This is a genomic window from Priestia megaterium (genome assembly GCF_041941685.1).
Taxonomy (GTDB): Bacteria; Bacillota; Bacilli; order Bacillales; family Bacillaceae_H; genus Priestia; species Priestia megaterium_C.
The window spans coordinates 28,352-50,535 of record NZ_CP130967.1 but is presented as its reverse complement, the minus strand read 5'-3'; the positions used below and the strand labels follow the sequence as shown (position 1 = coordinate 50,535).

Below are 22,184 nucleotides of genomic sequence, written 5' to 3'. Positions count from 1 at the left end.
AACTTGCATCTTGTTAACTCTGCTTCAACTAGTAATTTCGTGATAAGCATAGCATATAAAAATATACAAAGTAAACAAAAAAGGTAAAAATAGTTCACTTGGTATTCTTTGTATATTTTTATTTTGTTTTTATGTATAATAATAAAAGTTAAGGAGGCAAAAGATATGAATACTAACCAAGACAACGCTAAAAGTCCTCAAGATGAGATGAGGAGTAAATTACTTATTAAACTAATTCCTACTGTACGAAAAAAAGGATTTCAATCGTTGCGAATGGATGAAATTGCAAAATATATGGATATAAGCAAAGCTACAATGTACAAATACTTCGCTTCAAAAGAAGAAATTATTGAAGGTGTCGTAAATAGTTTTGTCCAATACATCAATGAATTAACTGTACAATCTCTTGATACCGTACAATCTTTTGATACTAAGTTTCGACAACTATTTGAACAAGCTATTTTACTTGCGGCGTACATTTCTGATACTTTCTTAGATGAACTGAAAGTCATGTACCCAGATCTATACAACTCTTTAAAAGAAGCAATGAAAAGACGTGAAGATAAAATTTCATCATTTTATCAAGAAGGAAAAGAGAAAGGTATATTTAATGATGTCAATGAACGACTTATTTTTTTACAAGAAGATGTATTAGTTCGAGCAATGCTAGATATGAAATTTTTAATGCTGCATCATATGACACTTAACCAAGTGCTCTTAGATTTCTATAAGTTGATTAAGCTCCAACTATTTAAAGCTGAAAAACTGGAAGTCACAAACGATTCAGATGTAATACAGAAAATTGATTATATGACTCAAAAAATTACCCGTGATCTGTTATAAGACAATCTATTCTAAGATAAAAAGGCCATTACTCTAAGGAATAATGACCTTTTTTTACCATTATCTCTTAACATAATCACAATTATCGGTAGTAACGCAAAAAAGAGGAAAGTTTACGCTTTCCTCTTTTTTCTATTCCTAAAGATGAAGCTAGCTATAAATAAAACTCCAAATAATATCGTTAAATCAAAAATCACTGGATCTCCTGATTGATTAGTTTCATCTACAATTATTCCTTGTTGAAATAATAGCATCGCTCCAATTATTACAAAGAATAAAGAATTGAATAATATATAGCTGTTAGCTTTGATTTTATTGCTTAAAAAAACTACATATACAAAATTACATACTAAAAAGATAGTTATTAAATAATAAATAGGTCTAAAAAGTGTAAAGGTTTCCCCAAGCATTTATATAGTCCTCTCTTTTTGCTATTTCAATTTCTTTAAAACAATATATTTCCATTTTATCAAATAATTGAGTTTCTTTCACCTTGTATATCATATACATCGCTAGTTAACATAATGGATTTTATAGGTAGCATTTTTAACTAAATTTCTTTATTCTCTTTATGTAAATATTATAAATTTAGAAGGATTAAGAAATTCTTTAAATAGATTTTGAAAGATTGTATTTAAAGTAAAGAAGAGTAATACTACATAGAGGTGTTGATTATGAAAAAGTATTTTACAATTGGAGAGTTTTCACGATTATTGGATATTAAAATTGCAACTCTGAGGTATTATGATGAGATTGGTCTTTTACGACCAGCATTTACAGACGAAAATAACAACTACCGTTATTACTCGACAGAACAATTTGAAAGATTAAATTCAATTAAATACTTGAGAGCTCTAGATTTACCAATAAACGAACTTCTAGATTTTTTTGACTATCGTGAAATCGATACTCTTATCGAAATGTTAAAAAAGCAAAAAGCTGAAATAGCTCGAAAAAAAAGAGAATTGGAGATAATTGAAAAGAAAATCAATCGACGCTTAGAACGAATAGATGATGCTGTTAATACGGCGCTAGATACTATTTCAGAGGTGGAACTTCCTGAAATGAGAGCAGCCTATTTACGGCACGATTATGTTTTAGGTGATGACATAGAATTTCCAATTTCAGAATTACGTACAATGTTCGGGATCAACAGAGATATTTTTTTAGGTAAGATTGGAATTTCCATTTCATCTTCAAATATTAAATCCGAAAATTTCAATCAATATTCGGGTATTTTTATGTTAATTGAAGAAGAAGACAAGATAGAAGCACCAACCATTACCTTTCCATCTAGAAATTATCTTCGAATCCGATTTAAAGGAACTCATATGGATGCTGCATATTATTATAAAAAATTGCTTTCATATATGAAAAAAAAGCATTATAAACTAATAGGCGACTCTATAGAAATAACACTTATTGATTATGGCATTACGAATGATTTAGATAAATATGTAACAGAAATATTATTGCCATTTGTTCATATATAATTTCTTTATAAAAATTAGCACTTGACCCTCTAGTTACTAGAGGGTTTATTTTTTTATGAGTCTTTATTAAAGAAAAGGAGTACGCATATGTTTGGAACCATTTTTAATGTAGTGATGATTATAGTAGGGAGTATTATTGGTAGCATTTTTAAAAAAGGAGTAAAAGATGAATATCAAGACATCCTTATGCAAGCGATGGGATTAGCAGCCACTGCTTTAGGCATAAATGCAGTTGTACAGCATTTACCCTCTAGTAAGTATCCCGTCCTCTTTATTGTAAGCCTAGCCTTAGGTGGATTAATTGGCGAGAAGATTAATTTAGAAATGAGATTTAATACATTAGTTAATAAATTCTCAAAAAGTAATTTAGCCGAGGGTTTATCAACTGCAATTTTACTATTCTGTATAGGTTCATTGTCTATTTTAGGACCTGTTGAAGCAGCTTTAAAAGGAAACTATACGTACCTACTTGCAAACGGTATGTTAGATGGGATAACTTCCATTGTTTTAGCTTCCACTTTTGGTATCGGAATAGCTGCTTCAGCTATTGTATTGTTTGCGTGGCAAGGTTCGATTTACTTGGCAGCCAAATTAATGGAAAGTTCAATAAATACAGACCTTCTAAATGAAGTGACAATTGTAGGGGGATTATTAATTCTAAGTTCAGGATTAAGTATCTTAGGAATTAAGAAGTTTAAGACGTTAAATCTTCTACCATCAATACTGATTCCTCCGGGTGTAATCTTAGTTATTAGTATATTTAACTTATAACATAATCAAATAAATTACCTTCTAGTTAACATAAAACGTGTTTTCTGAACCCTTATTAAAAGTAATTTATACTCGACTCTTATACAGACGGATAATTAATAATTTTTTGAGCAAAATACCCAAGATGATGGATATCATCATCTCACCTAGTATAACCTTTGAAAAAACTTCTGAATAGGCACAGGAGTTTTTTCTCTTTTTAGACTGTATATTTCATTGAAAACTATATTAACTATCTCAATCATTATACTTTCATCATAATTTCACTTTTCTTTTTTATAATGTACTTTGTAAAGAGAAAACTAATCTGTTCATCAAATATAAATCTTAAAAATCGTATGATTAGTTAGGCTCACTTTACTAATCGTACGATTTTTTTACTATGTGAGCTATGAAAAATAAAAAGATAATCATTCAAAGCAGTACATACCTAACTCTTCTCAAACAAAAAATATTTTTTGTGAATCAATGAATAAATTTATTTATAAAGAGCAAACTATTCAGGACGCCGTGAGGCATCAGTCCTTTAATCAAATAAATGTAGCAAAAAAACTACTGAAACATCGTCCAATAGCTCCACTAGTAATAACTCCACTTCTTTTCGGCTTGTATAATCTCGAAAGAGAATCTGACTTTTCCCAAAGGAACGGGAACTAGGGATGTACACATCGGAAATACGACTAAAATCAATCCCATTCGCATGTTGATGCAACTCTTCGCCCATGATGCCAAATTCTTTTTGTAACATTTCCTTCGAAGAAAGAGCGAGTTCTTTTATGGTATAGATGCCTAAATGGTTTAAGCGCCTTTCTGTAGCTGACGAGATCCCCCAGAAATCCTTCATTTGATGAATTGACCATAACTTAAAGGGAATATCCTCATATCGCCAATACGCAACCCCTGTTGGGCTGTGCTTCGCTTCATGATCTAAGCTGACTTTAGCCAGTAAGAGATTCGGACCGATTCCTGCGGTAGCTGTCAGTCTTGTTTTGCGATAGATCTCATTACATATTCGATGAGCTAGCTCCTCTGGTGTTTTAGCAAATAAATGCAAAGAAGCTGTCGCATCAATAAATAACTCATCAATGCTATACGCATGAAAGTCTTCAGGAGCCACATACTGTAACACCAAACTAGAAATATAGTTCGAAGCCTTGATATATCTCTCCATGGATGGATTCACGACATGGATATCTTTCCTTTTAGGAATCTCAAAGAGGCGACTTCCTGTTTTGATCCCTTCTTTCTTTAATAAGGGTGTGGCAGCTAACACAACAGATCCTGACCGTTTGATATCTCCTACAACCGCAAGCCTTGTTTTTAACGGATCTAACCCCCGTATTACAGAAGAAACCGAAGCAAAAAAGCTCCTCATGTCGATGCAAATAATGACTCTATTTGGTAGCTGCCCATAATCCATTGAAAGTACTCCTTAAATAAAGAACGTTTGTTCTTTATTATATACGAACAAACATTCTCTATTCAATGGAATATCATACCTTTTCCCGATTATTGCTATTGCTTATATTTCATCTTTCTACATTTTATAATTTAGGTGTCATTTACATAGTCACACGTACCACGTTTCAAATAGAAAACTACTGGGTACATATTATACATAACAAAGGTGGAATAAAATGTAAAACTAGTATAAGTTCAATTAAAATTTAAGGAGATGGAAGAATGGGAACACAAAAACGAGTTGCGGGAACTTTTCATTCGGAGCAAGAAGCGATACATGCAATTAAGGGGTTAAAACGTCAGGGATATCGTGAAACAGATATATTGGTAGTCGCAAAGGATAGAAGTAACACTCTACAGTTAGGGGCCGAAACAAATGTAATGATAGAAGCTGGAACGCCAGCTGTAAGTTCATTGGCAGGTGTGATGATGGATGGCTTTCTTACCATGATGACAGGTGGAATGGCTACTACTACACAAGCTGGTGGTCTAACTTCAAAACTTGTTAGAATGGGCATACAAAGTTTTACTGCAAAACAGTGTGAAATGGATGTAAAGGAAGGGAAAATTCTTGTCCTAATTGATGTGGATGAAACTCAAACAATTCCTTCGTATACTACGGTTAGGGAGGTTCCATACGAGACAGAGGAGAATAGGTCAGTGCAACTTCGCGAAGAACAACTCGACGTAAGGAAAGAACGTGTTCAGACTGGGGAATTACAACTTCGTAAGGAAATCGTAGAAGAACTACGAACTATCCAGGTTCCGGTTATGCGTGAGGAAGTCTACGTAGAACGTCGCCCGGTCATAGACGGTCAGTATGATGGTAGCCCATTGACAGAGAACGAGATCATTCGTATTCCTATTATGGAGGAACGAATTGAAGTAACCAAGAGACCTGTGGTTGTGGAAGAAGTGATCATTGGTAAGCGTAAAATTCAAGAGATTAAAGAGATGAAGGATACTGTCCGAAAGGAAGAAGCGCGAATTGAACAGTCAGAACTTCCCGTGGTTCCTGAACTTGCTGAATCTGAAATCTATCAGAACATGGATAATCACGTAGATCAAAGTCATCAAGAAGTTGCTGCTGCAATTGCTTCTGATGCTCCAAAAGAGGAAAAAGTTAAACTTTCAACCAACCAGAAACAAGAAGCTCAACTTAAAGTGACAACTTCTCCTGTCATCAAAGAGATTGAAGAGGTTACAGCCTCAATAAACAATCAGAAACCAGAAAGTCAAGTTGAAGATACGGATATTACGACTTCTGAAAAAGGGAAAAATAATGAGAAATCAACAAACAAGCAAAAGAAATAAGTAAGTCGCCTCTACAGTTTATAGTAGAGGGAATAATTGAGAAGATTTAAGGAAGAGCTGCCTAGCTGTATTGGCAGCTTTTTTATTTCCCTTTAAATTAACATAAGTAATGTTCCTAAAATCAAAAAAGAACCAAAATAACTCATTAAAATGAGCATAAACAGGTAATAAAATAAAAGAAATGACTTTTATTCCTAAAAGTCCTGGAGATTATATCAAATTCCAATAGGTATTCTCACTAAATTCTAGAAATATTCCTTATCAAAATAACGTATAAATATTTCCAATTATGATAAAAGAAGGTGATTGTCAACAGCGATTTGAATTTGGTTCTCCCGTAATTTTGGTGAAAGCCATTGAGGAGAAGTATTGATGGTGTCTAACGTTTTTTTCAGAAAACATTATTGGAATTGATACAGAACTTTTTTACTCAATAAATCTAATTTTGCACGGCCATACATTTGACGTTTAATAACTTTCAGACGATTAACGTTCCCTTCCACAATACCATTACTCCAAGAATAGGATAATGCATGTTTAACAGCTTCTATATCTGTTTGAATATATGCGACAAATTATTTTATTTCATTTATATTGCTTTTTTGGGCGTTCGAAAGCCAGTTCATTAGTGATTGTTCGTTTTTTTGATGATAGATGAGATGTTGGAATCCTTGAATAATGCGTTTGAGTTGATGAAAGCTTTTATGTACCTTAAATAAACGATTAAATATAAATTGATCTTTCTTTGTAGGAGTAAGACGAGACCATAAGTAAGCCTGCAATTTTAACCTAGACACATAAACCTTGGTGACAGAAACGTTTTGTTTCCTTCTTCGTTTCAATTTTGTAATATAATCACTTAATGTAGAGAACGACCGATCATACCCTTGTTGTTTAATGACAGAAAAGATATAAGGAATGGTTGCACGCTTTTGAAGAAGGTTCACTATAGTCGAGCGATAAGGATCCGCACTATGAAAGCTTGCTCTTGTGACCTTAGGCGGGCATGTTAACTGTAGGTATTTATTCAATGTTTTTCGATCAATTGAAAATTCTCTTATGACATCAGCCTTTTTACAGCCCTCCTTATATCGTTCTTGGACGCGTTGAATAAGCGCCCATTTCCTTTTCTCACCTTCGGTGAGACTAGGCAGACTGGATAAGGAATTAACCTTCTCTTCTCTTCTTTTCACCCGGCAAGAGAGGCTAATTCGATGAGGGAATATTCTCTTCACATACTGCTCTACTTTTTGGCTTAAGTTATGGAAAAGATGCCAACGGTCCGTAATTTGAATAGCACCTGGACATCCGTCTTTAATTCCTTTCGCAAATTCTATCGACCCATCTCGTGTGACGATTTCAATGGAAGGATGGGCTTTAGCCATTTTGATACTTCCTCCACAGTCCGACTTGGAAGCAATGCAATAGGTTTTCGAGTCTGTAAATTACATATGACGCTGCCATAACGATGTCTTTTTCGAAAAGCCCAGTCATCAATTCCTACAATCTTAGGAGAACCAATGGAAGGCAGTTCTTCCTTTCGGATAAGGTAAAGAAAGCTATCAGGGCTTATAGATGTTCCATAGGCAACAGAAACTTTGTGAGCTGCTTCCGCGCTTAATGTAAAACCAAGTTGTTTAAGAAAAGAGCTAAGCCGATTGGTGCGTCTAGCATATGGAAGCCACCATTTTTCTTGCCTTTCTTTAAAAATTCGCTGATCACAGCTCTTGTTATCACAAAAAAACTTTCTAGAACGGACGTGTAAATGAACAGGCAAAGATAAAATAGACATATCTTTAACGGTTCGCCAGTAACGACTGTGGATACGAGAAGAAATTGTTTGACAAGATGGACAATGGTTAGAAGATTAATTAGCTTGAAGATAAAGTTGAATATCAGAATCGTTTATCTTAGAGAATAATAGAGTCCAATCCTTATACAGTGACTGTAAATTCATCTAAATCCCTCCCACATGACTGTTTACTACTATAATATCATGCAGGAGCTTTCACCAAAATTACGGGAGAACCAAATTCAAATCGCTGTTGACAGTTGTTCTATTTTGCTAAAAGTCATACTTTACAGAATATCCAAGACAAGTAAAAAAAAAAAGCAAAAGGATAATATACCCTTTTGCTTTTCTTTACTTTTTATAGTCCTCAGAAATTTTTTTTGTTGAATTTCACAAATTCCTTTAGTGGTTCTAGTATCTTCTCAGCTTCCCGCCAATTTAAATAAATACCATTATGAGATTCTGGATGAATAAGGTTTTCTTTCATATCTACTGTAAAATCACTCAGTGTAAATATACCGTCTGATTCATAAGCTTCCTTAACTGTTCGGCTATTTCCTCGTTCTTCTTCCTCCAACAAAACATAGTTTGTTATACCTAATCGTTTTCGAGAGAATTCATCATAAGGAGCCTTTCTAGTAGCTTTATAAACTTTTTCATTCTTTCTTGTTACATCTTCTTGAAGCAACGTAAAAAGAAGTTCTAAGGTCTGAAAGTCTATTTCTTCCCCCTTTTGATTGACAACCTTTACACACAATTTTTCCGTATCAAATTCAATCTTCCAATTATTTTCAGACAATTTATTTATTCTATCTTGATATAACTCACGGTAACTTTGATCCACATTAACTTCCCCCTCTCCCTTTATTATCAAACATTACTATTTTATTGTAAATGTTCACCTTTTAATTTTATTTCATCATAGATTATTAAAGCCTTTATTATAATTAAACATTCCTTTAATTTTTTTAAAAAATGTACATACTATCATTTATTAAATATGTTTAAGAAAGTGAGTGGAAATAGAATTGAGTATTTCAAAATTCGATAAATGCGTTGTAATTGAGGAAAAAGCCATCATTAGTAGAAGAGAAGAATTTTATAAAATAATCAATGAAACAATAGACGAACCACAAGAGGAAAGATTAATCTTTACAACTCTCCATCATATTGCTTTTTGTGATTACTTATTAGGAACAGAAGTGAAAGAAAATCAGCGATTAAAGTCTATACTTACTATCGTCAATAGAAAGAAACATACCGATTATACGCTATCTGATTTTCATATCAGCTTCTAGTTTTACATTGTTATCGATGTGTAAATGATAAAGTGTTAATAACATATTTAAGGTTTTACTATTTACTCTAACTGACGACAAAAAATGGGCGTTTTTTCTACAATGTAGGTAAATGATAACTCTATTTTTAAGAAAATAATTTAATTATTAGTTAATCAAAGTGGATATTTAGATGAAATTTTAATTTTCATTACCTGATTAAACAGTAGGTAAAATAAAAGCTAAAAAGAGAAATTTAAAACTAACAGGATTCTTCTTTTTAAGCACAGAAGGTAATAATAGTAAGTTTACCAATCAATTGGGGAAAAGGAGGAGAGTTAAGGTGTATATTAGCAAAAAAGACGATATTCAAGATCATTTAATTAAAAAAGGATATGACGTTAAAGAATTCATGAATGAAAATGGAGATTGGCACTATTTCAAAGTAAGTACAACATGGTCAGGAGTTCATACAGTAAAAGTAAAAGGTGGATTTTTTGGATACGATATTCAAAAAGTTAAATAATTAAAAACATTTATTTTAACTAAAGATGTATACCATATACAGGTTAAAAACAGAAAAAACTACCTATGCTTGAACTGCACCCCAATTGTTAGACAAAAACTAATAATTGAAGGAAGGGCTGCCCGTCTGGACTGGCAGCTTTTTTCTTCATTTTAGTAGCTCTTTTTCATAAAGTAATTCTCTCTTTAACGTGTCAAAGTCTTTTTTAGCTACTTTCTCAATCTCACCAAATAATTCATCACCTTTGATTAATCCTTTTTCTTCTAGTACTTCTACTAACACTTTAAATCTTATCCTAGATAACACAACCTCATTTACGGCGTTAACCATCAACTTCTGATCTTCTGTAAGTTCTTTTTCTTTGGCTGGTTCTTGTTGTAACTTAATTCTAAATACGACTTTTGTGTCATCTGATATCTCTGCTGCTTGATAGAAAGTACTGTGTGAAATATTTTTCATTTTAAGTTTTTCATTTGTATCAACAATAGTAAGTTCAAAATCTGGGCTCTCAAAAAATAAGTTATATAAGTTATACTCTTTTTTTCCTATAACCGAAAATGCAAAACCAATCTTTTTTAGCTGCTCCCCTGTAGTGGAATGTGTAATTGTTTTTTCTTCGAAATTTTCAACGTTAAATTCAATATTATTGATAATTAATTGTTCTAGTTTCAATTCAACCACCTCTTTATCTATATTAATACGACGAGTCTTAAAAGATTCCCTGTTTTCTCAAAATAAAAAAGGACACTGCTGAATCAATATCCTTAAAGGAAAATTTAATTAAATCTTTCTACTGTTGGTTTTCGATATTCTCTAATTGAGAGATAAGTCAATGTTTCTAATCTCCTAGACACTTTTATAGGTCTTTTACTGGTTACTATTTCTTTAAATTCAAACCAACCTTCATGGCTTGAAATTTATTGTTTTAAAACGTCTTCGTTCTCCGTCTTAATAATAGCAGGTTTAGAGCTACCACCCATTAAAAAAATCACCTGTTTTTCGTAAGTTCTTGCCACTGATGACACGTCATGGAATCAAAGAGCTCTAAACCTTATAGTATTGCTTATTTCTTAAATCAGTATTTCTATCAAAATAAAAAGCACCTCAATTAATAGATGCCTATCTTTATTATTCTTATTTTTCTTCTGTAACCATAAACTGTACCACATTATTTAAATTGATATGCACTAGCTCTTTTTCATTCGAAATGAATCTTTCATCTTTTGTTATATGACTAATGACTTCTTTCTTTGATATGGCTTGAAATTTTAATTCCTTTGTCCTGCCATTTATAAATTCAAAAATAACTTTAAATTTAAGCATAGGTGTAGCACCTCTTTATCTACTTATTATTCTTGTTTCATTAATTCTTCTTCAAAGAAAAAAGTACTTGGATATTTATTGACCGTATAAGAGTATCTTTTCATGTTTTTTACATAATGACTTTTTAAGATTGTCACTAATTCATTCGATACTCTTATGTTTACTATTTCTCCATTAGTAAATGGTTTTACGCTCATGGTCCTCATCCTCTCTCGTATCAAAAATAATAAAAATTTTACTTTCATTTATCTTAAGACATGATGTAAATCTCCTAAGATTTTTTATTTTCACCCAGTTCTTTTGCCTGATATTTTTTTAGTTCTCCACAACCATAAGGCTTACCAATTAAAGTTGCCGTGTGATTCTTATAATGGAGCTTAGAAAGGCTTACATCAATTCGTATAGGTTTTCTGGTAGATGTGTTAAAAAAGTAAGCAACCTTTCTTCGATAGTTGGTTCACGAAGGGATAGTTGTAGTTTGACACCTTACGGTGTGATAAACCTCAACACCTACTAATAAAGTACATAGTCATAAACTAGTAAGAGATTATTTTCTATAGGATTTTTCACGCCATACTGTTTCTTTTCTGCCTCTACTTCCCTTACGCTCCGTTTTTGCCTTTTTATTACGAAGTGGTGCCACTTCAGTTAATTGGACAGGAGCCATATTGGATTCTTTTGTTAAGAGCTTTAAAGTAGCTGACAATAAGGTAACAGAATCCACTTCTTCTAATAACTTTTCTGCCACAGGTTTATATTCCCCTAGCTCTCTCTTGTCGATGGTGTTCAAAACGCGGTGTATGATTGCTTCCTGATTTCCTGCCATTACTTCACTAGAAGTGGGAGGCGATTGTCTAGACATCTTTGTTTTCGTAACATCTTCAATCACTTTTAAGTGATGACGTTCTCTCGGAGTTATAAATGTAACCGCCAATCCCTTATTACCTGCCCGTCCTGTTCGACCAATACGATGAACATAGCTTTCAGGATCTTGAGGAATATCAAAATTATAGACATGACTAACACCTGTAATATCAAGGCCTCTTGCTGCAACATCGGTTGCGACCATAATCTCAATCGTATGCTCCTTAAATTGACGAATCACATCGGCACGTTTGGATTGCGTAAGATCTCCATGAATACCTTCTGCTGCATACCCACGTTTTTTCAACCCTTCGGCAAGTTCATCCACACGTTTTTTTGTGCGACCAAACACAATCGTCAGGTCTGGTGATTGAAGATCTACAAGATTACAAAGAACATCAAACTTTCGATTTTCCGGAATTTCTACATACTGTTGTTCAATATTCTTTACGGTTAACTCCTTCGCTTTTACTTTCACGAGTTCAGGAGTGTTCATGAATTTCTGGGCTAAACTTTGTACTTGCTTCGACATGGTTGCTGAAAATAGTAAGGTTTGATGGGGAGAAGAAATCCCCCCAAGAATTGTTTGGATATCTTCAATAAAGCCCATGTTTAACATCTCATCTGCTTCATCCAGAACAGCCGTACGAATATGACTTAAACGAATGGTTCTTCTTTTCATATGGTCCATAAGACGTCCAGGAGTTGCCGAGATAATATGTGGTCTGTTATTAAGGGCTTTGATTTGACGATTAATATCCTGCCCTCCATAAATGGGTAGCGTTTTAACTCCTTTTACCTGACCAATTCGATTTAACTCTTCAGCTACTTGAATCGCCAGTTCACGTGTCGGTGCTAAAACTAATCCCTGGATTGCTTCTTCACCAAGCTCAACTCCCTCTATAAGGGGTATGCCAAAAGCTGTTGTCTTTCCAGTACCGGTTTGAGCTTGTCCAATTAGATCTTTACCTGTCATAGCTATTGGAATCGCTTCAGCCTGAATCGGCGTAGCCTCTTCAAAACCCAAGTTATGAATGGCCTTTTCAATGTCCTTACTTAAATGAAAATCAGAAAAATTTTTCAATTATTTTGTGCTCCTTCTCTTACTTAAATTCAGAAACGAGCAAAGCACTCTTTAAAAAGAGATGTCGCTTTTTCATTCCTGCGTATTAATAAATCAATGTTACGATCAACGAACATCTTGTTTTAACGTATCCGTACAAGGCGAATTCATGCCTTATTTTATCCACCACGCCTACGTGTATTTATAACTTCTTATAGGACCGATCTATAAAGATTGGATGAGAAAAAATTTCTCTTATTAAAATCATCAAAAGGGTCCTTTGTGTGGCCATAAAATGAGAGCTCAAGAACGGTTTTTAGATGAGTCTTCTAATCTGCATCAAAAATAATTCATATCCTACATTTTTGTGTAAATTACCAAAAACTTCTGATTTTTTTAACTACAATTAAACGTCTTAACAAATTGGTATACCTTATTTGCTTTATATTTCCAGTGTATGTTTTAACTAGTCTACACCTTGTACCGTTCGTTTTGTCCAAAAAACCAGACTTTTAAGTCTGGTTTTTCTAGCTAGTGGAATCAAAAGTAAAAAAAGACTCCTAGGTGGAGTCTTTTTTACTCATTTTGATTATGCTACTTTATGAACGTTAGCAGCTTGTGCTCCACGTTGACCTTGTTCGATATCAAACGTTACTTTTTGACCTTCGTCTAACGATTTAAAGCCTTCACTTTGAATAGAGCTGAAATGTACAAATACATCGTCTCCGCCTTCAAATTCGATAAAACCGAACCCTTTGTCTGCATTAAACCATTTTACTGTACCTTGTTCCATAATATTGCCTCCTGGTGTGGAATATTCCACACTTGTATTACTACCCTTGTCCAACCATACTATCTTAAGATGAAAATTTCTATGGAAGAGATTTCTCTTCTCTTAATCCTACACCGAACAAAAATAATTAACTTAATCGTAACACATAAAACCGAATATAGCAAATCCAGGAAAGTAGATGAATCTTTAAAATGTAAAGAATTGTATTGTAAAAGGGCTAATTTAAAATCTACTAGTAGTAAATAAATTCATTTGGCTTTCACCATTTTTGTACATATGTAGCATAGTAAGCTTATGAGGAGACCTAGCTGTTTTTGTGTAAATGAAATTTTTTATAAAATGGATATCGTGGGTATAATACCGGGTATATATGTGGTAGAGGGGGGATCGTTTGAGACTGAAGGATGGAGACTTTTATATAGATAGTAGAAACGGTAAGGTATATAAATTAAATGAAGATGACAAGGGAAGCTGGTACCTGAGTACGCGTGATGATGAAGATAATCATAAAATGTCAAGAACTTCGGGGCGTAACATGATGAAATTGTTAAACCGTTTTTATAGCAAAATGAACGACAGGTGAACATTTATAGCTCTGAAAAAACTCCCTTATCCTAGTCATCATAGTAGAAGTAGTTTTTTGTTCGCCTTATATTTAAAAAGTAGTGGCTCAAAGTCTGTTGGAAAGGTACACATTTATGAGCACGTTTAAATAGCTGTAACTAAAATAAAGCTACTACTTTAATGAAAATGAATTTTTCTTCACACCCTTTTCCTTTTATGAAGAAAATACATACACACATGTATGACAGTTGTCATACTAGTTACTTGACGGTTATATCTTTCATTACCAGCTACTATAATGTACTATTAATATAAAGAAGAGCTGAATATTAAACACGATAAAGAGGCAAGGAGGAACACATGAGCAAACAAAAAACGACTGAATTAAGAAAAAATGTAGCACCTTTTGAAAAATCCAATACGAAATCGAGTATAAAGCAATTAATAAATACATTCCTTCCGTTTTTACTACTTTGGTTTCTAGCTTATCAAAGTTTGTCTATTTCTTATTGGCTAACACTGCCAATAGCTATTGTTACAGCTGGGTTCGTCGTCCGAATCTTTATTATTTTCCATGATTGTTGTCATCAATCATTTTTCAAAAGCCGAAAAGCGAATAATATCCTTGGGACAATCAGTGGGGTTATCACCATGTTTCCGTATGAACAGTGGAAACGAAGCCACTCGATTCATCATGCCACGAGCAGTAACTTAGATAAACGAGGAACTGGTGATGTGTGGGTCATGACGGTTGATGAGTATGTTACAGCTTCCTACTGGGGCCGGTTAGCTTACCGAGTTTACCGCAATCCAATTGTGATGTTTGGACTAGGTCCCATCTATCTTTTCTTCGTTTCTAACCGATTGAACCGAAAAGACGCGAAACGAAAGGAACGTTTGAACACATATTTAACCAATTTCTCAATTGTTGCAGTGTATGCACTTTTATGTTGGGTCATTGGTTGGCAAGCTTTTCTGCTCGTTCAAGCTCCCATCCTTTTTGTAGCAGGATCACTTGGAATTTGGTTATTTTACGTACAGCATCAATTTGAGGATTCCTACTTTGAAAGAGAAGAAGAGTGGGATTACGTGAAGGCGGCAGTTGATGGTAGCTCCTATTACAAGTTACCTAAAATTTTACAATGGGTAACAGGTAATATTGGTTTCCATCATGTACATCATTTGGCTCCAAGAGTTCCCAACTATAATTTAGAAAAGGCGCATGAGTCTACACCACCATTACAGAAAGCAACAACAATCACACTAAGCACAAGCTTAAAGTCCCTTCGTTTTCGACTTTTAGATCAACAAAATAAACGTTTTGTAAGCTTTAAAGAAATTAAGCATCTAGTAGACAATAAAAAATCGCGTAAGAATTTGAATAACAAAAGACCAAACCTCGATAAAAATTGACTTCATTTTAAATCAGTTAATTATAGATAGAGAGGAATATTTAATAGATGCTTAAAAAGGATGAGTGAAAAAATCACTCATCCTTTTTATAATTTAAGCTCTTTAACGCACTTTGTAAGTTTAAAAAACTGGATAGTTTTTGAGATTCAAATTTAAAGAAATTGCAGTTCGTGCTATATTTAGATGAATTCCTGTTAAGAGAGGTTTTACACCCAACAGTATTAATGTCTCAGCTAAATAGAAAAGCTCTTGAGCGACAGTTGCATCTACATTATGTAAGCCTGATAAATCGATAATAAGGTGTGTTAATTGTAACGTTTGGCTACATCGTAATGTTGAACCTATTAAAAATTGTGCTCGTTCTGTATCAAGTTCACCAATTAAAGGTAAAATAGCGATAAGTAGAACGTACGCCGATGCTCCGATTGGAGGTATACATAACAGTACGTTTCTTTCGTCAAAAGATAGCCACAACCTTATGTACCTAGGAGAGACCAACGAGAAGTTAGCTCCCTTTCGGGCCTATCATGGGTTTGTCCGTAAGGACCATAGTATCCGTCCAGTTATACAGTTTCCTGCTTTCCTGTTCCCTTTCGATACAACGGCATTTGCTTTCTCTCGTATCCTTTACCCTCTGTCACATCGTTTGACTTTACAGTAATCCTACTGTTTACACAGATGACAAGGGGCTTACCAAGTTCCGCATCTTATAGATACGGCGAGGTTAGGTGGGTTCTTTACTCCGGGCAAGATACGGGACGCGTCACAGCAGCATTATGAATCTGCTTTTCCTCTTGCCAATACCCAAGCAAAACTTATGCATTATCTTGAGCTAACCTTGACGAAGCTTACAAACCTTCACTTTCGTTTACCATACCTATCTTCTCCTAGCAGTGTTCTGGACCATGCACTTGTCCTCTGTTTCCGCATTTCCTCATGCAACCGACAGACTTGTTACCAAGCATGCCGTTTCGGACGGAGATCATCTTTGCGTCTAGATGAGTAGCGTTAGCTACACTGTAAGAAAGCGACTTCTTGTCGCACCATAATCACAATTCTAGGAATTAAATAAAAAAAGAACTCTTTAATAAGAGTCCCTTAGCTATATATGCAATTAAAACAAAAGTTATTTATCTAGCGTTTCAAGTACATCTTTTACACTATTAAAAGTTTGAATACCTTGAGTATCTAAACCTAACTGTACAGCCGTTTGCGCTAAGTCAGGCCTTACACCTGTCATAATCGTTTTAATCCCAAGGAGACTTAAAATCTTACGCATTTCGAAGAAACCATGTGCAACGAACGTATCAAAGACATGAACACCAGATAAATCAATTACTAAAATTTCAACCTCTAAACCTACAACCTTTGGAATCACGTTATTTAAAATATGATTAATACGCTTTTCATGGAAAGAGCCTACCAGAGGTAAAACAGCTACAGCATTCTTAATAGGTACGATAGGCGCTCCTAACTCAAGAATTTCATTCTCTACTGTTTCTATCATCTCTTTAGTCTTATCATTAAATTCTTTAGTTGTATGACGTAAAGCTTCATCAAAAATGAAAACTACTTGTTCATATATCAACAAGATATCTTTTTCTGTGATATTTTTCTTGACTCCTTCAGCCTTTAGTTTTTTCATAAGATATAAACGAAATGTACTTAAAGTTTCAACCATTTCTTTTAGTGATGACCCTCGTTTCCAAAAATAGGAATTTTTATCATATTCTAATTCCATATTTTCTTTTTGTTCGCGGGACTTTAATAAAGCATTAGAAACTTGGCTTAAAAGATTCTTTAATAAGTCCTTATGTTCTAAACGATCAGTCCGATTCAAATTTAAATCTAAATCATCATCAACTTTTTCTAATAACTCGTTAATTAAGGATTCCTTTTTTTCTTCTAAGTAACTAGAGAAAAACAACAATGTTTCCGTCATTTATTCGTACTACATTCCTCTCTTTATATGTAATAAAAGAGACCATATTTTATTTAAGAGTTATTAGGAAAATTATTATTAAATCAAGAATAAAATAAAAATTAATCTACTTAAATAGATACGACTCCCTACACAGCTCATTTTATCAAATTATTTTCTTCTAGAAAATAACTCATATAAAAAAGTAAACCCTTAAATCAGTACTAAGCTTGCTTTTTTATTTGCTATGCATGTTTTCCCTCTACTCATATGGGTACAGTATTAAGCTGGATTGGAAATTTTAAAAGAAACAGACCTAAGAAGGACTGTTTCTTTCTTTTTCTTTTTTACGCTGTATATGCTATTCAAATCTAGTTGACATAAGGTCTCTTTCCGGAAAACATAAAAAAGAGAACCCCTATTGGGAGAAGGGGACTGCACCCTGTTTGTGAGACAGGAATCAAAGCACCTTTTAAACAACCATTTACCGGTATTGTACTGGTGACTGGTTGTTTAGTTTCGTTTGAATACGGGCATTGTTGTAATAGGTAATATAGTTTTCGACGATTTGTTCGACGATGGTGGTCGTCGTATATGTTAACTCGTCGAGGTAGAACGTTTCAGACTTTAGCGAGGAATGAAACGATTCAATGGAGGCATTATCTGCGGGTGTCCCTTTACGGGACATACTCATAGTAATGCCTCTTTCTTTGATTTTTTGTTGATAGAGATGCGATGTGTACACAGAGCCTTGGTCACTATGCAACGTACATCCTTTAGGTAAAGAAGGAAGTTGGCTTAACGTATCTAAGACAAATTCTACGTTTTGATAATCACCAATCGAATACGCAATGATTTCCCCATTAAATAAATCTTGAATACTTGAAAGATACAACTGTTTAGGTCCAAAAGGCAAGTAGGTTATATCAGTTACTAATTTCTGAAGAGGACGATCAGCTTGAAACTCACGATTTAATACATTCTCTGCAACCTGATAAGGTTGCCCTGTTTGCTTTCGTTTTTTTCGTTTTACGCGACATTGCCAACCGTATTTCTGCATGACACGTTGTACAAATTTATGGTTAATCTTCATCGTTCGATTGAGTAATGCTGTAATTTTTCGATAGCCATATCGGAACTTGTGTTTACGACACTGCTTACCAATCTGTTGTTCCATCCATTTCTTTTTCTTTGTCCGTTCTGATTGTTCCTGTTGCCTCCAGCGATAATAAGTCGATCGAGGGATATCAAGGTACTGACAGATTTGATAGACTGGTATCTTATCTTTTAACTCTTCCACTACGTTCACTACGATTTCTGGGACCACTTCCTCTCCAATTCCTTGTACTTTTTTAAGACCTCAATCTGTTGTGTTAAATACCGGTTTTCTGCTTTCAATTTGGATATTTCGTCTTTAAAGCCAGGTCCCTTTCCATATGAATATTGCTTGCCTACAGGCTGTTCAAATCGATGCATTTCTCCATTTTTATACCATCTCATCCACCTTTTTAATTGGGTGTAACTGCGAATATTTAATTGGGAAAGCACTTCTTTGACAGGTACACCAGCTAATCTCATCTCAATAGCTTTTATCTTTACCTCTGCTGGATAACTAACTCTTGTCCCCATAGAAAAAACACCTCCAAGTGATTGTTAGGTAGTATATACCCGTTTTTTAACTTAAAGGTGTTTTTTATTTGTCTCACTATAGGGGGTCAGTCCCAAGGGTTCTGATGGAGTCCTTGTTTCTCTTTTATGCAGCTTTTTATACATCCTTGACATACCAACGTTTTAACAGGAGACGAACGAGAAAAAATGTATAAAAAGCTTGCCTTTTATACATATGCTAGTCCATTAAAATATAGTACTTGTGGAAAAATATGTTATGATTTATCTCCAGTTATAGAGTTACCTTAAAAGGCTGCCTTGTCTTTACAGACGAGGCAGCTTTTTATTTTGCTAATTATTATCCACTCACAAAATAGGAAAAATTAAATTTTAAAAAGAAAAATGGCTAACATAAAGAGAACATGAGATTTACATATGAAAAACCCCATGAATTTCCATGGGGTTTTATGCTTTAATTATCTAAGTAACGATATAGAGTAGTCTTACTTATACCTGTAGCTTCTGTAATTTGAGCAATTGTATATTTCTTACTCCAGTACATTTCAAGTGCACGATGGACATTATAGTCAGGTTTCTTAGGACGACCGCCACTTTTCCCTTTCAATTTTGCCTCTTCAAGACCAGATTTCGTACGTTCACTGATGACATCATGTTGAAATTGACCAATACGTTTAATGGTATTGAAAAATGTTTTTCCTTCTAATGTTGAAGTATCAACGTCATCCAAAATAGATACAAAATGAATATGATTTTCTGAAAGATATTCAATTAATTCAATAAGGTGTCGAGTAGAGTCTGCAATACAATAAAATTTATAGACAACTACTGTATCTCCCTCTTGAAGAGACGCTACCATCTCATCAAATTCTACTCTCTTTTTCAGGGAATTTGTTTTTTCTTGATAAATTTTTTCACAATTATAGGCTTGCAAAGCCTGCAATTGTTTGTCCAAGTTTTCATCTTCACTATATGGACGGATATAACCAATAATCACTAAACCATCTCCTGCATGGATTGTTTATTTACATTTTACTATTGTAACAAATTAACCCCAATCATAACATTTCTTTTAGGTATGGATACAGAGTCAGTTCCAAAAAAGTTCGTTTTTGGAACAAAAAATGATAGACATTTTATTTTATGTCTGCTAGAGTTTTAGTTGTTAACAACGTCTCGGCTTCTATGAGAGTTGGAAGCCATTAATAAAAAAAAGAGGTGATGGCATGGATAAAGAAACGATTAAATTAATTAGAAAAAGCTACAATTTAAACCAACGTAACTTCGCTAAAATGGTTAACTGTAGTTTTTCATTAATTGCATTAGTGGAAGTTGGAAAGAGAAGAGTCACACAGGACTTGGAGAATAAAATTAAAGAAGCATTTCAATTGAACGAACAAAAAATAAATGTAATGACTTCTTTATTTTATCAATAATAGTTTGGTTTAAAAAGAAATACGGGATTTTTTTAGGCTGAAAGAAAATACTAGAAATAACCTAGGTAAAAGTTATCACTGATTTTTTTATGTATAGAAAGTACCATAAACGTGCTTTTTCGGTTCAAGAGAACCCATGTCTTAGTTACTTTACACGTTCAATTATAGAGAGAATTTTAAGTGAACGTATATCATAGGTTCACTAGTATAAATAGAAAGGTGTTTTTGGTTATCATGTTAGATAAATTAAAAAGAGAATGGTTTGGTAATGTGAAAGGGGATATCCTTTCAGGTATTGTAGTAGCTCTTGCACTCATTCCAGAAGCCATTGCCTTCTCCATTATTGCAGGTGTAGATCCCATGGTTGGATTGTATGCATCATTTTGTATCGCAGTAGTAATGGCATTTGTTGGTGGACGTCCTGCCATGATTTCAGCTGCAACAGGAGCGATGGCCTTATTAATGGTTACGTTGGTCAAAGATCACGGAATTCAGTATTTATTTGCTACCACCATTTTAACAGGTATTATTCAATTGATCTTTGGTATCTTTAAGATTGCCCGTTTCATGAAATTTATCCCACGCTCTGTAATGGTAGGGTTCGTGAACGCATTAGCTATTTTAATTTTTATGGCACAAGTTCCACACTTCGTAGGAATTTCTATGATAACTTACGTGTTTGTAGCCTTAACATTGGTCATTATTTATGGTCTACCGCGTATTACCAAGGCTGTTCCTTCCGCATTAGTAGCTATTATTGTCATGACTATTGCGGCAATTGTAGGAGGGTTTAACTTACGTACAGTTGGTGATCTAGGAGAAATTACAAGGGCTTTACCAATGTTCTCAATTCCTAATATTCCTTTAAATATGGAAACATTCTCAATTATCTTTCCTACAGCATTAGGCTTATCAATCGTAGGGTTAACAGAATCGCTGCTAACGGCATCAATTGTAGATGATATGACAGATACACCAAGTAATAAGAATAAGGAAAGCAGAGGACAAGGGATTGCTAATATCGTTGTTGGTTTCTTTGGTGGAATGGCTGGTTGTGCAATGATTGGCCAAACTGTTATTAACGTAAAATCAGGGGGACGAGGGCGTTTATCAACGTTTGTAGCTGGTGTATTTTTAATGTTTCTCATCTTAGTGCTTGGAAACTGGGTTGTGAAAATTCCGATGGCAGCATTAGCAGGTGTCATGATTATGGTATCCATCGGTACATTCGATTGGTCTTCACTTCGCACCTTAACAAAAGTACCTTTAACAGATACAGTGGTTATGCTTGTTACGGTTATTACTGTTGTAGCCACACACGATTTATCAAAAGGGGTAATTGCTGGTGTTATTTTAAGTGCCATTTTCTTTGCAGCTAAAATTTCAAAATTAGAGGTTTCATCAAAAGAGTCAGAACATCGAACAGTCTACAATGTAAAGGGTCAGTTATTCTTTGCATCAGTACAAGATTTCGTGAATTCTTTTGCATTTAAAGGAAAGCAAGATCTTATTCTCATCGATTTCTCAGAGGCTCATATTTGGGATGATTCAGCTGTAGCAGCCATCGATAAAGTCGTATTGAAGTTAAAAGAACAAACGTCTGCTGACGTAAAGTTAACAGGTTTAAATGATGTAAGTGATGAGCTGGTTCAAAAACTAGCCACTTATAACAAACCAAATGCAAAACCATCAAATCATTGATAG

At 34.1% G+C, this 22,184-nt stretch carries 23 protein-coding genes and 1 pseudogene; 9 read left to right on the top strand and 15 right to left on the bottom strand.

Annotation, left to right across the window (positions count from 1 at the left end; genetic code table 11):
* Nucleotides 1–165: 165 nt before the first annotated feature.
* Nucleotides 166–843 (top strand): TetR/AcrR family transcriptional regulator, encoded by a 678-nt coding sequence (locus Q5794_RS31410; protein WP_214987393.1) that lies wholly within the window; start codon nt 166–168, stop codon nt 841–843.
* Nucleotides 844–956: 113 nt separating this feature from the next.
* On the opposite strand, the gene Q5794_RS31405 is transcribed toward Q5794_RS31410, so the two are convergent.
* Nucleotides 957–1,253 (bottom strand): hypothetical protein, encoded by a 297-nt coding sequence (locus Q5794_RS31405; protein WP_216885076.1) that lies wholly within the window; start codon nt 1,251–1,253, stop codon nt 957–959.
* 264 nt (nt 1,254–1,517) lie between these two features.
* On the opposite strand from Q5794_RS31405, the gene Q5794_RS31400 reads away from it, so the two are divergent.
* On the top strand, nt 1,518–2,336 hold the full coding sequence (locus Q5794_RS31400) for a MerR family transcriptional regulator (RefSeq protein WP_342314850.1): 819 nt from the start codon (nt 1,518–1,520) through the stop codon (nt 2,334–2,336).
* Nucleotides 2,337–2,423: 87 nt separating this feature from the next.
* Nucleotides 2,424–3,107 carry a DUF554 domain-containing protein gene (locus Q5794_RS31395; RefSeq protein WP_214989255.1) on the top strand — a complete coding sequence of 228 codons (684 nt, stop codon included), beginning with the start codon at nt 2,424–2,426 and terminating at the stop codon, nt 3,105–3,107.
* A 526-nt stretch (nt 3,108–3,633) separates the two neighbouring features.
* Here the strand turns inward: Q5794_RS31395 and Q5794_RS31390 are convergent.
* Complete coding sequence (locus Q5794_RS31390; protein ID WP_374989661.1) at nt 3,634–4,527, bottom strand: DNA repair protein MucB; 894 nt, start codon at nt 4,525–4,527, stop codon at nt 3,634–3,636.
* Between the two features lie 263 nt (nt 4,528–4,790).
* Here Q5794_RS31390 and Q5794_RS31385 point away from each other — a divergent pair, with 263 nt between their 5' ends.
* The gene (locus Q5794_RS31385) at nt 4,791–5,882 is read left to right on the top strand and encodes a YsnF/AvaK domain-containing protein (RefSeq protein WP_374989660.1); all 1,092 of its coding nucleotides are present in this window, start codon (nt 4,791–4,793) and stop codon (nt 5,880–5,882) included.
* A 401-nt stretch (nt 5,883–6,283) separates the two neighbouring features.
* On the opposite strand, the gene Q5794_RS31380 is transcribed toward Q5794_RS31385, so the two are convergent.
* From Q5794_RS31380 to Q5794_RS31365, 4 genes and pseudogenes are all read right to left on the bottom strand, one after another.
* Complete coding sequence (locus Q5794_RS31380; RefSeq protein WP_374989672.1) at nt 6,284–6,445, bottom strand: hypothetical protein; 162 nt, start codon at nt 6,443–6,445, stop codon at nt 6,284–6,286.
* A 12-nt stretch (nt 6,446–6,457) separates the two neighbouring features.
* On the bottom strand, nt 6,458–7,267 hold the full coding sequence (locus tag Q5794_RS31375; protein ID WP_374989659.1) for a transposase: 810 nt from the start codon (nt 7,265–7,267) through the stop codon (nt 6,458–6,460).
* A pseudogene (locus Q5794_RS31370) lies at nt 7,216–7,731 on the bottom strand (transposase family protein); the annotation flags it as partial. The gene Q5794_RS31375 and the pseudogene Q5794_RS31370, both read right to left, overlap by 52 nt.
* 310 nt (nt 7,732–8,041) lie before the next feature.
* Nucleotides 8,042–8,518, bottom strand: coding sequence for a hypothetical protein (locus tag Q5794_RS31365; RefSeq protein WP_374989658.1), 477 nt, complete (start codon nt 8,516–8,518; stop codon nt 8,042–8,044).
* A gap of 184 nt (nt 8,519–8,702) precedes the next feature.
* Between Q5794_RS31365 and Q5794_RS31360 the strand changes: the two genes are divergently transcribed.
* Nucleotides 8,703–8,972, top strand: a complete 270-nt coding sequence (locus Q5794_RS31360; RefSeq protein ID WP_374989657.1) for a hypothetical protein — start codon at nt 8,703–8,705, stop codon at nt 8,970–8,972.
* Nucleotides 8,973–9,294: 322 nt separating this feature from the next.
* Nucleotides 9,295–9,477, top strand: a complete 183-nt coding sequence (locus Q5794_RS31355) for a hypothetical protein (RefSeq protein ID WP_116078911.1) — start codon at nt 9,295–9,297, stop codon at nt 9,475–9,477.
* A gap of 147 nt (nt 9,478–9,624) precedes the next feature.
* Here the strand turns inward: Q5794_RS31355 and Q5794_RS31350 are convergent, their stop codons facing one another.
* The 5 genes from Q5794_RS31350 to Q5794_RS31330 all read right to left on the bottom strand — a co-directional run bounded on the left by Q5794_RS31350 (nt 9,625) and on the right by Q5794_RS31330 (nt 13,520).
* Complete coding sequence (locus tag Q5794_RS31350; RefSeq protein WP_374989656.1) at nt 9,625–10,149, bottom strand: hypothetical protein; 525 nt, start codon at nt 10,147–10,149, stop codon at nt 9,625–9,627.
* A gap of 462 nt (nt 10,150–10,611) precedes the next feature.
* Nucleotides 10,612–10,800, bottom strand: a complete 189-nt coding sequence (locus Q5794_RS31345; protein WP_136790431.1) for a hypothetical protein — start codon at nt 10,798–10,800, stop codon at nt 10,612–10,614.
* A gap of 26 nt (nt 10,801–10,826) precedes the next feature.
* Nucleotides 10,827–10,997, bottom strand: coding sequence for a hypothetical protein (locus Q5794_RS31340; RefSeq protein WP_214989313.1), 171 nt, complete (start codon nt 10,995–10,997; stop codon nt 10,827–10,829).
* Between the two features lie 350 nt (nt 10,998–11,347).
* Nucleotides 11,348–12,748, bottom strand: coding sequence for a DEAD/DEAH box helicase (locus tag Q5794_RS31335; protein WP_374989655.1), 1,401 nt, complete (start codon nt 12,746–12,748; stop codon nt 11,348–11,350).
* 568 nt (nt 12,749–13,316) lie between these two features.
* Complete coding sequence (locus tag Q5794_RS31330; protein WP_374989654.1) at nt 13,317–13,520, bottom strand: cold-shock protein; 204 nt, start codon at nt 13,518–13,520, stop codon at nt 13,317–13,319.
* A gap of 924 nt (nt 13,521–14,444) precedes the next feature.
* On the opposite strand from Q5794_RS31330, the gene Q5794_RS31325 reads away from it, so the two are divergent.
* Nucleotides 14,445–15,497: a fatty acid desaturase gene (locus tag Q5794_RS31325; RefSeq protein WP_374989653.1), complete on the top strand. Its 1,053-nt coding sequence runs from the start codon at nt 14,445–14,447 to the stop codon at nt 15,495–15,497.
* A 120-nt stretch (nt 15,498–15,617) separates the two neighbouring features.
* On the opposite strand, the gene Q5794_RS31320 is transcribed toward Q5794_RS31325, so the two are convergent.
* The 4 genes from Q5794_RS31320 to Q5794_RS31305 all read right to left on the bottom strand — a co-directional run bounded on the left by Q5794_RS31320 (nt 15,618) and on the right by Q5794_RS31305 (nt 20,041).
* Complete coding sequence (locus Q5794_RS31320) at nt 15,618–15,971, bottom strand: STAS domain-containing protein (RefSeq protein ID WP_374989652.1); 354 nt, start codon at nt 15,969–15,971, stop codon at nt 15,618–15,620.
* A 652-nt stretch (nt 15,972–16,623) separates the two neighbouring features.
* On the bottom strand, nt 16,624–17,439 hold the full coding sequence (locus tag Q5794_RS31315) for an STAS domain-containing protein (RefSeq protein WP_374989651.1): 816 nt from the start codon (nt 17,437–17,439) through the stop codon (nt 16,624–16,626).
* 463 nt (nt 17,440–17,902) lie between these two features.
* Nucleotides 17,903–19,047, bottom strand: a protein-coding gene (locus tag Q5794_RS31310) for an IS3 family transposase (RefSeq protein WP_374989650.1) whose coding sequence is annotated in 2 segments (ribosomal slippage) — nt 17,903–18,777 and nt 18,777–19,047 — 1,146 coding nt in all. Because the reading frame shifts where the segments join, the coding sequence is not laid out codon by codon here.
* A 451-nt stretch (nt 19,048–19,498) separates the two neighbouring features.
* Nucleotides 19,499–20,041 (bottom strand): recombinase family protein, encoded by a 543-nt coding sequence (locus Q5794_RS31305; protein ID WP_374989649.1) that lies wholly within the window; start codon nt 20,039–20,041, stop codon nt 19,499–19,501.
* A gap of 229 nt (nt 20,042–20,270) precedes the next feature.
* Here Q5794_RS31305 and Q5794_RS31300 point away from each other — a divergent pair, with 229 nt between their 5' ends.
* The gene (locus Q5794_RS31300) at nt 20,271–20,480 is read left to right on the top strand and encodes a helix-turn-helix transcriptional regulator (protein ID WP_215055147.1); all 210 of its coding nucleotides are present in this window, start codon (nt 20,271–20,273) and stop codon (nt 20,478–20,480) included.
* Between the two features lie 234 nt (nt 20,481–20,714).
* Nucleotides 20,715–22,181 carry a SulP family inorganic anion transporter gene (locus Q5794_RS31295; RefSeq protein ID WP_374989671.1) on the top strand — a complete coding sequence of 489 codons (1,467 nt, stop codon included), beginning with the start codon at nt 20,715–20,717 and terminating at the stop codon, nt 22,179–22,181.
* The last annotated feature ends 3 nt before the right edge of the window (nt 22,182–22,184 follow it).

Excerpts from the sequence above, each read along its gene's own strand:
- Q5794_RS31410 (WP_214987393.1), top strand. The coding sequence starts at position 166 with ATGAATACTAACCAAGACAACGCTAAAAGTCCTCAAGATGAGATGAGG.
- Q5794_RS31405 (WP_216885076.1), bottom strand. The coding sequence starts at position 1,253 with ATGCTTGGGGAAACCTTTACACTTTTTAGACCTATTTATTATTTAATA.
- Q5794_RS31400 (WP_342314850.1), top strand. The coding sequence starts at position 1,518 with ATGAAAAAGTATTTTACAATTGGAGAGTTTTCACGATTATTGGATATT.
- Q5794_RS31395 (WP_214989255.1), top strand. The coding sequence starts at position 2,424 with ATGTTTGGAACCATTTTTAATGTAGTGATGATTATAGTAGGGAGTATT.
- Q5794_RS31390 (WP_374989661.1), bottom strand. The coding sequence starts at position 4,527 with ATGGATTATGGGCAGCTACCAAATAGAGTCATTATTTGCATCGACATG.
- Q5794_RS31385 (WP_374989660.1), top strand. The coding sequence starts at position 4,791 with ATGGGAACACAAAAACGAGTTGCGGGAACTTTTCATTCGGAGCAAGAA.
- Q5794_RS31375 (WP_374989659.1), bottom strand. The coding sequence starts at position 7,267 with ATGGCTAAAGCCCATCCTTCCATTGAAATCGTCACACGAGATGGGTCG.
- Q5794_RS31345 (WP_136790431.1), bottom strand. The coding sequence starts at position 10,800 with ATGCTTAAATTTAAAGTTATTTTTGAATTTATAAATGGCAGGACAAAG.
- Q5794_RS31340 (WP_214989313.1), bottom strand. The coding sequence starts at position 10,997 with ATGAGCGTAAAACCATTTACTAATGGAGAAATAGTAAACATAAGAGTA.
- Q5794_RS31330 (WP_374989654.1), bottom strand. The coding sequence starts at position 13,520 with ATGGAACAAGGTACAGTAAAATGGTTTAATGCAGACAAAGGGTTCGGT.
- Q5794_RS31325 (WP_374989653.1), top strand. The coding sequence starts at position 14,445 with ATGAGCAAACAAAAAACGACTGAATTAAGAAAAAATGTAGCACCTTTT.
- Q5794_RS31315 (WP_374989651.1), bottom strand. The coding sequence starts at position 17,439 with ATGACGGAAACATTGTTGTTTTTCTCTAGTTACTTAGAAGAAAAAAAG.
- Q5794_RS31300 (WP_215055147.1), top strand. The coding sequence starts at position 20,271 with ATGGATAAAGAAACGATTAAATTAATTAGAAAAAGCTACAATTTAAAC.
- Q5794_RS31295 (WP_374989671.1), top strand. The coding sequence starts at position 20,715 with ATGTTAGATAAATTAAAAAGAGAATGGTTTGGTAATGTGAAAGGGGAT.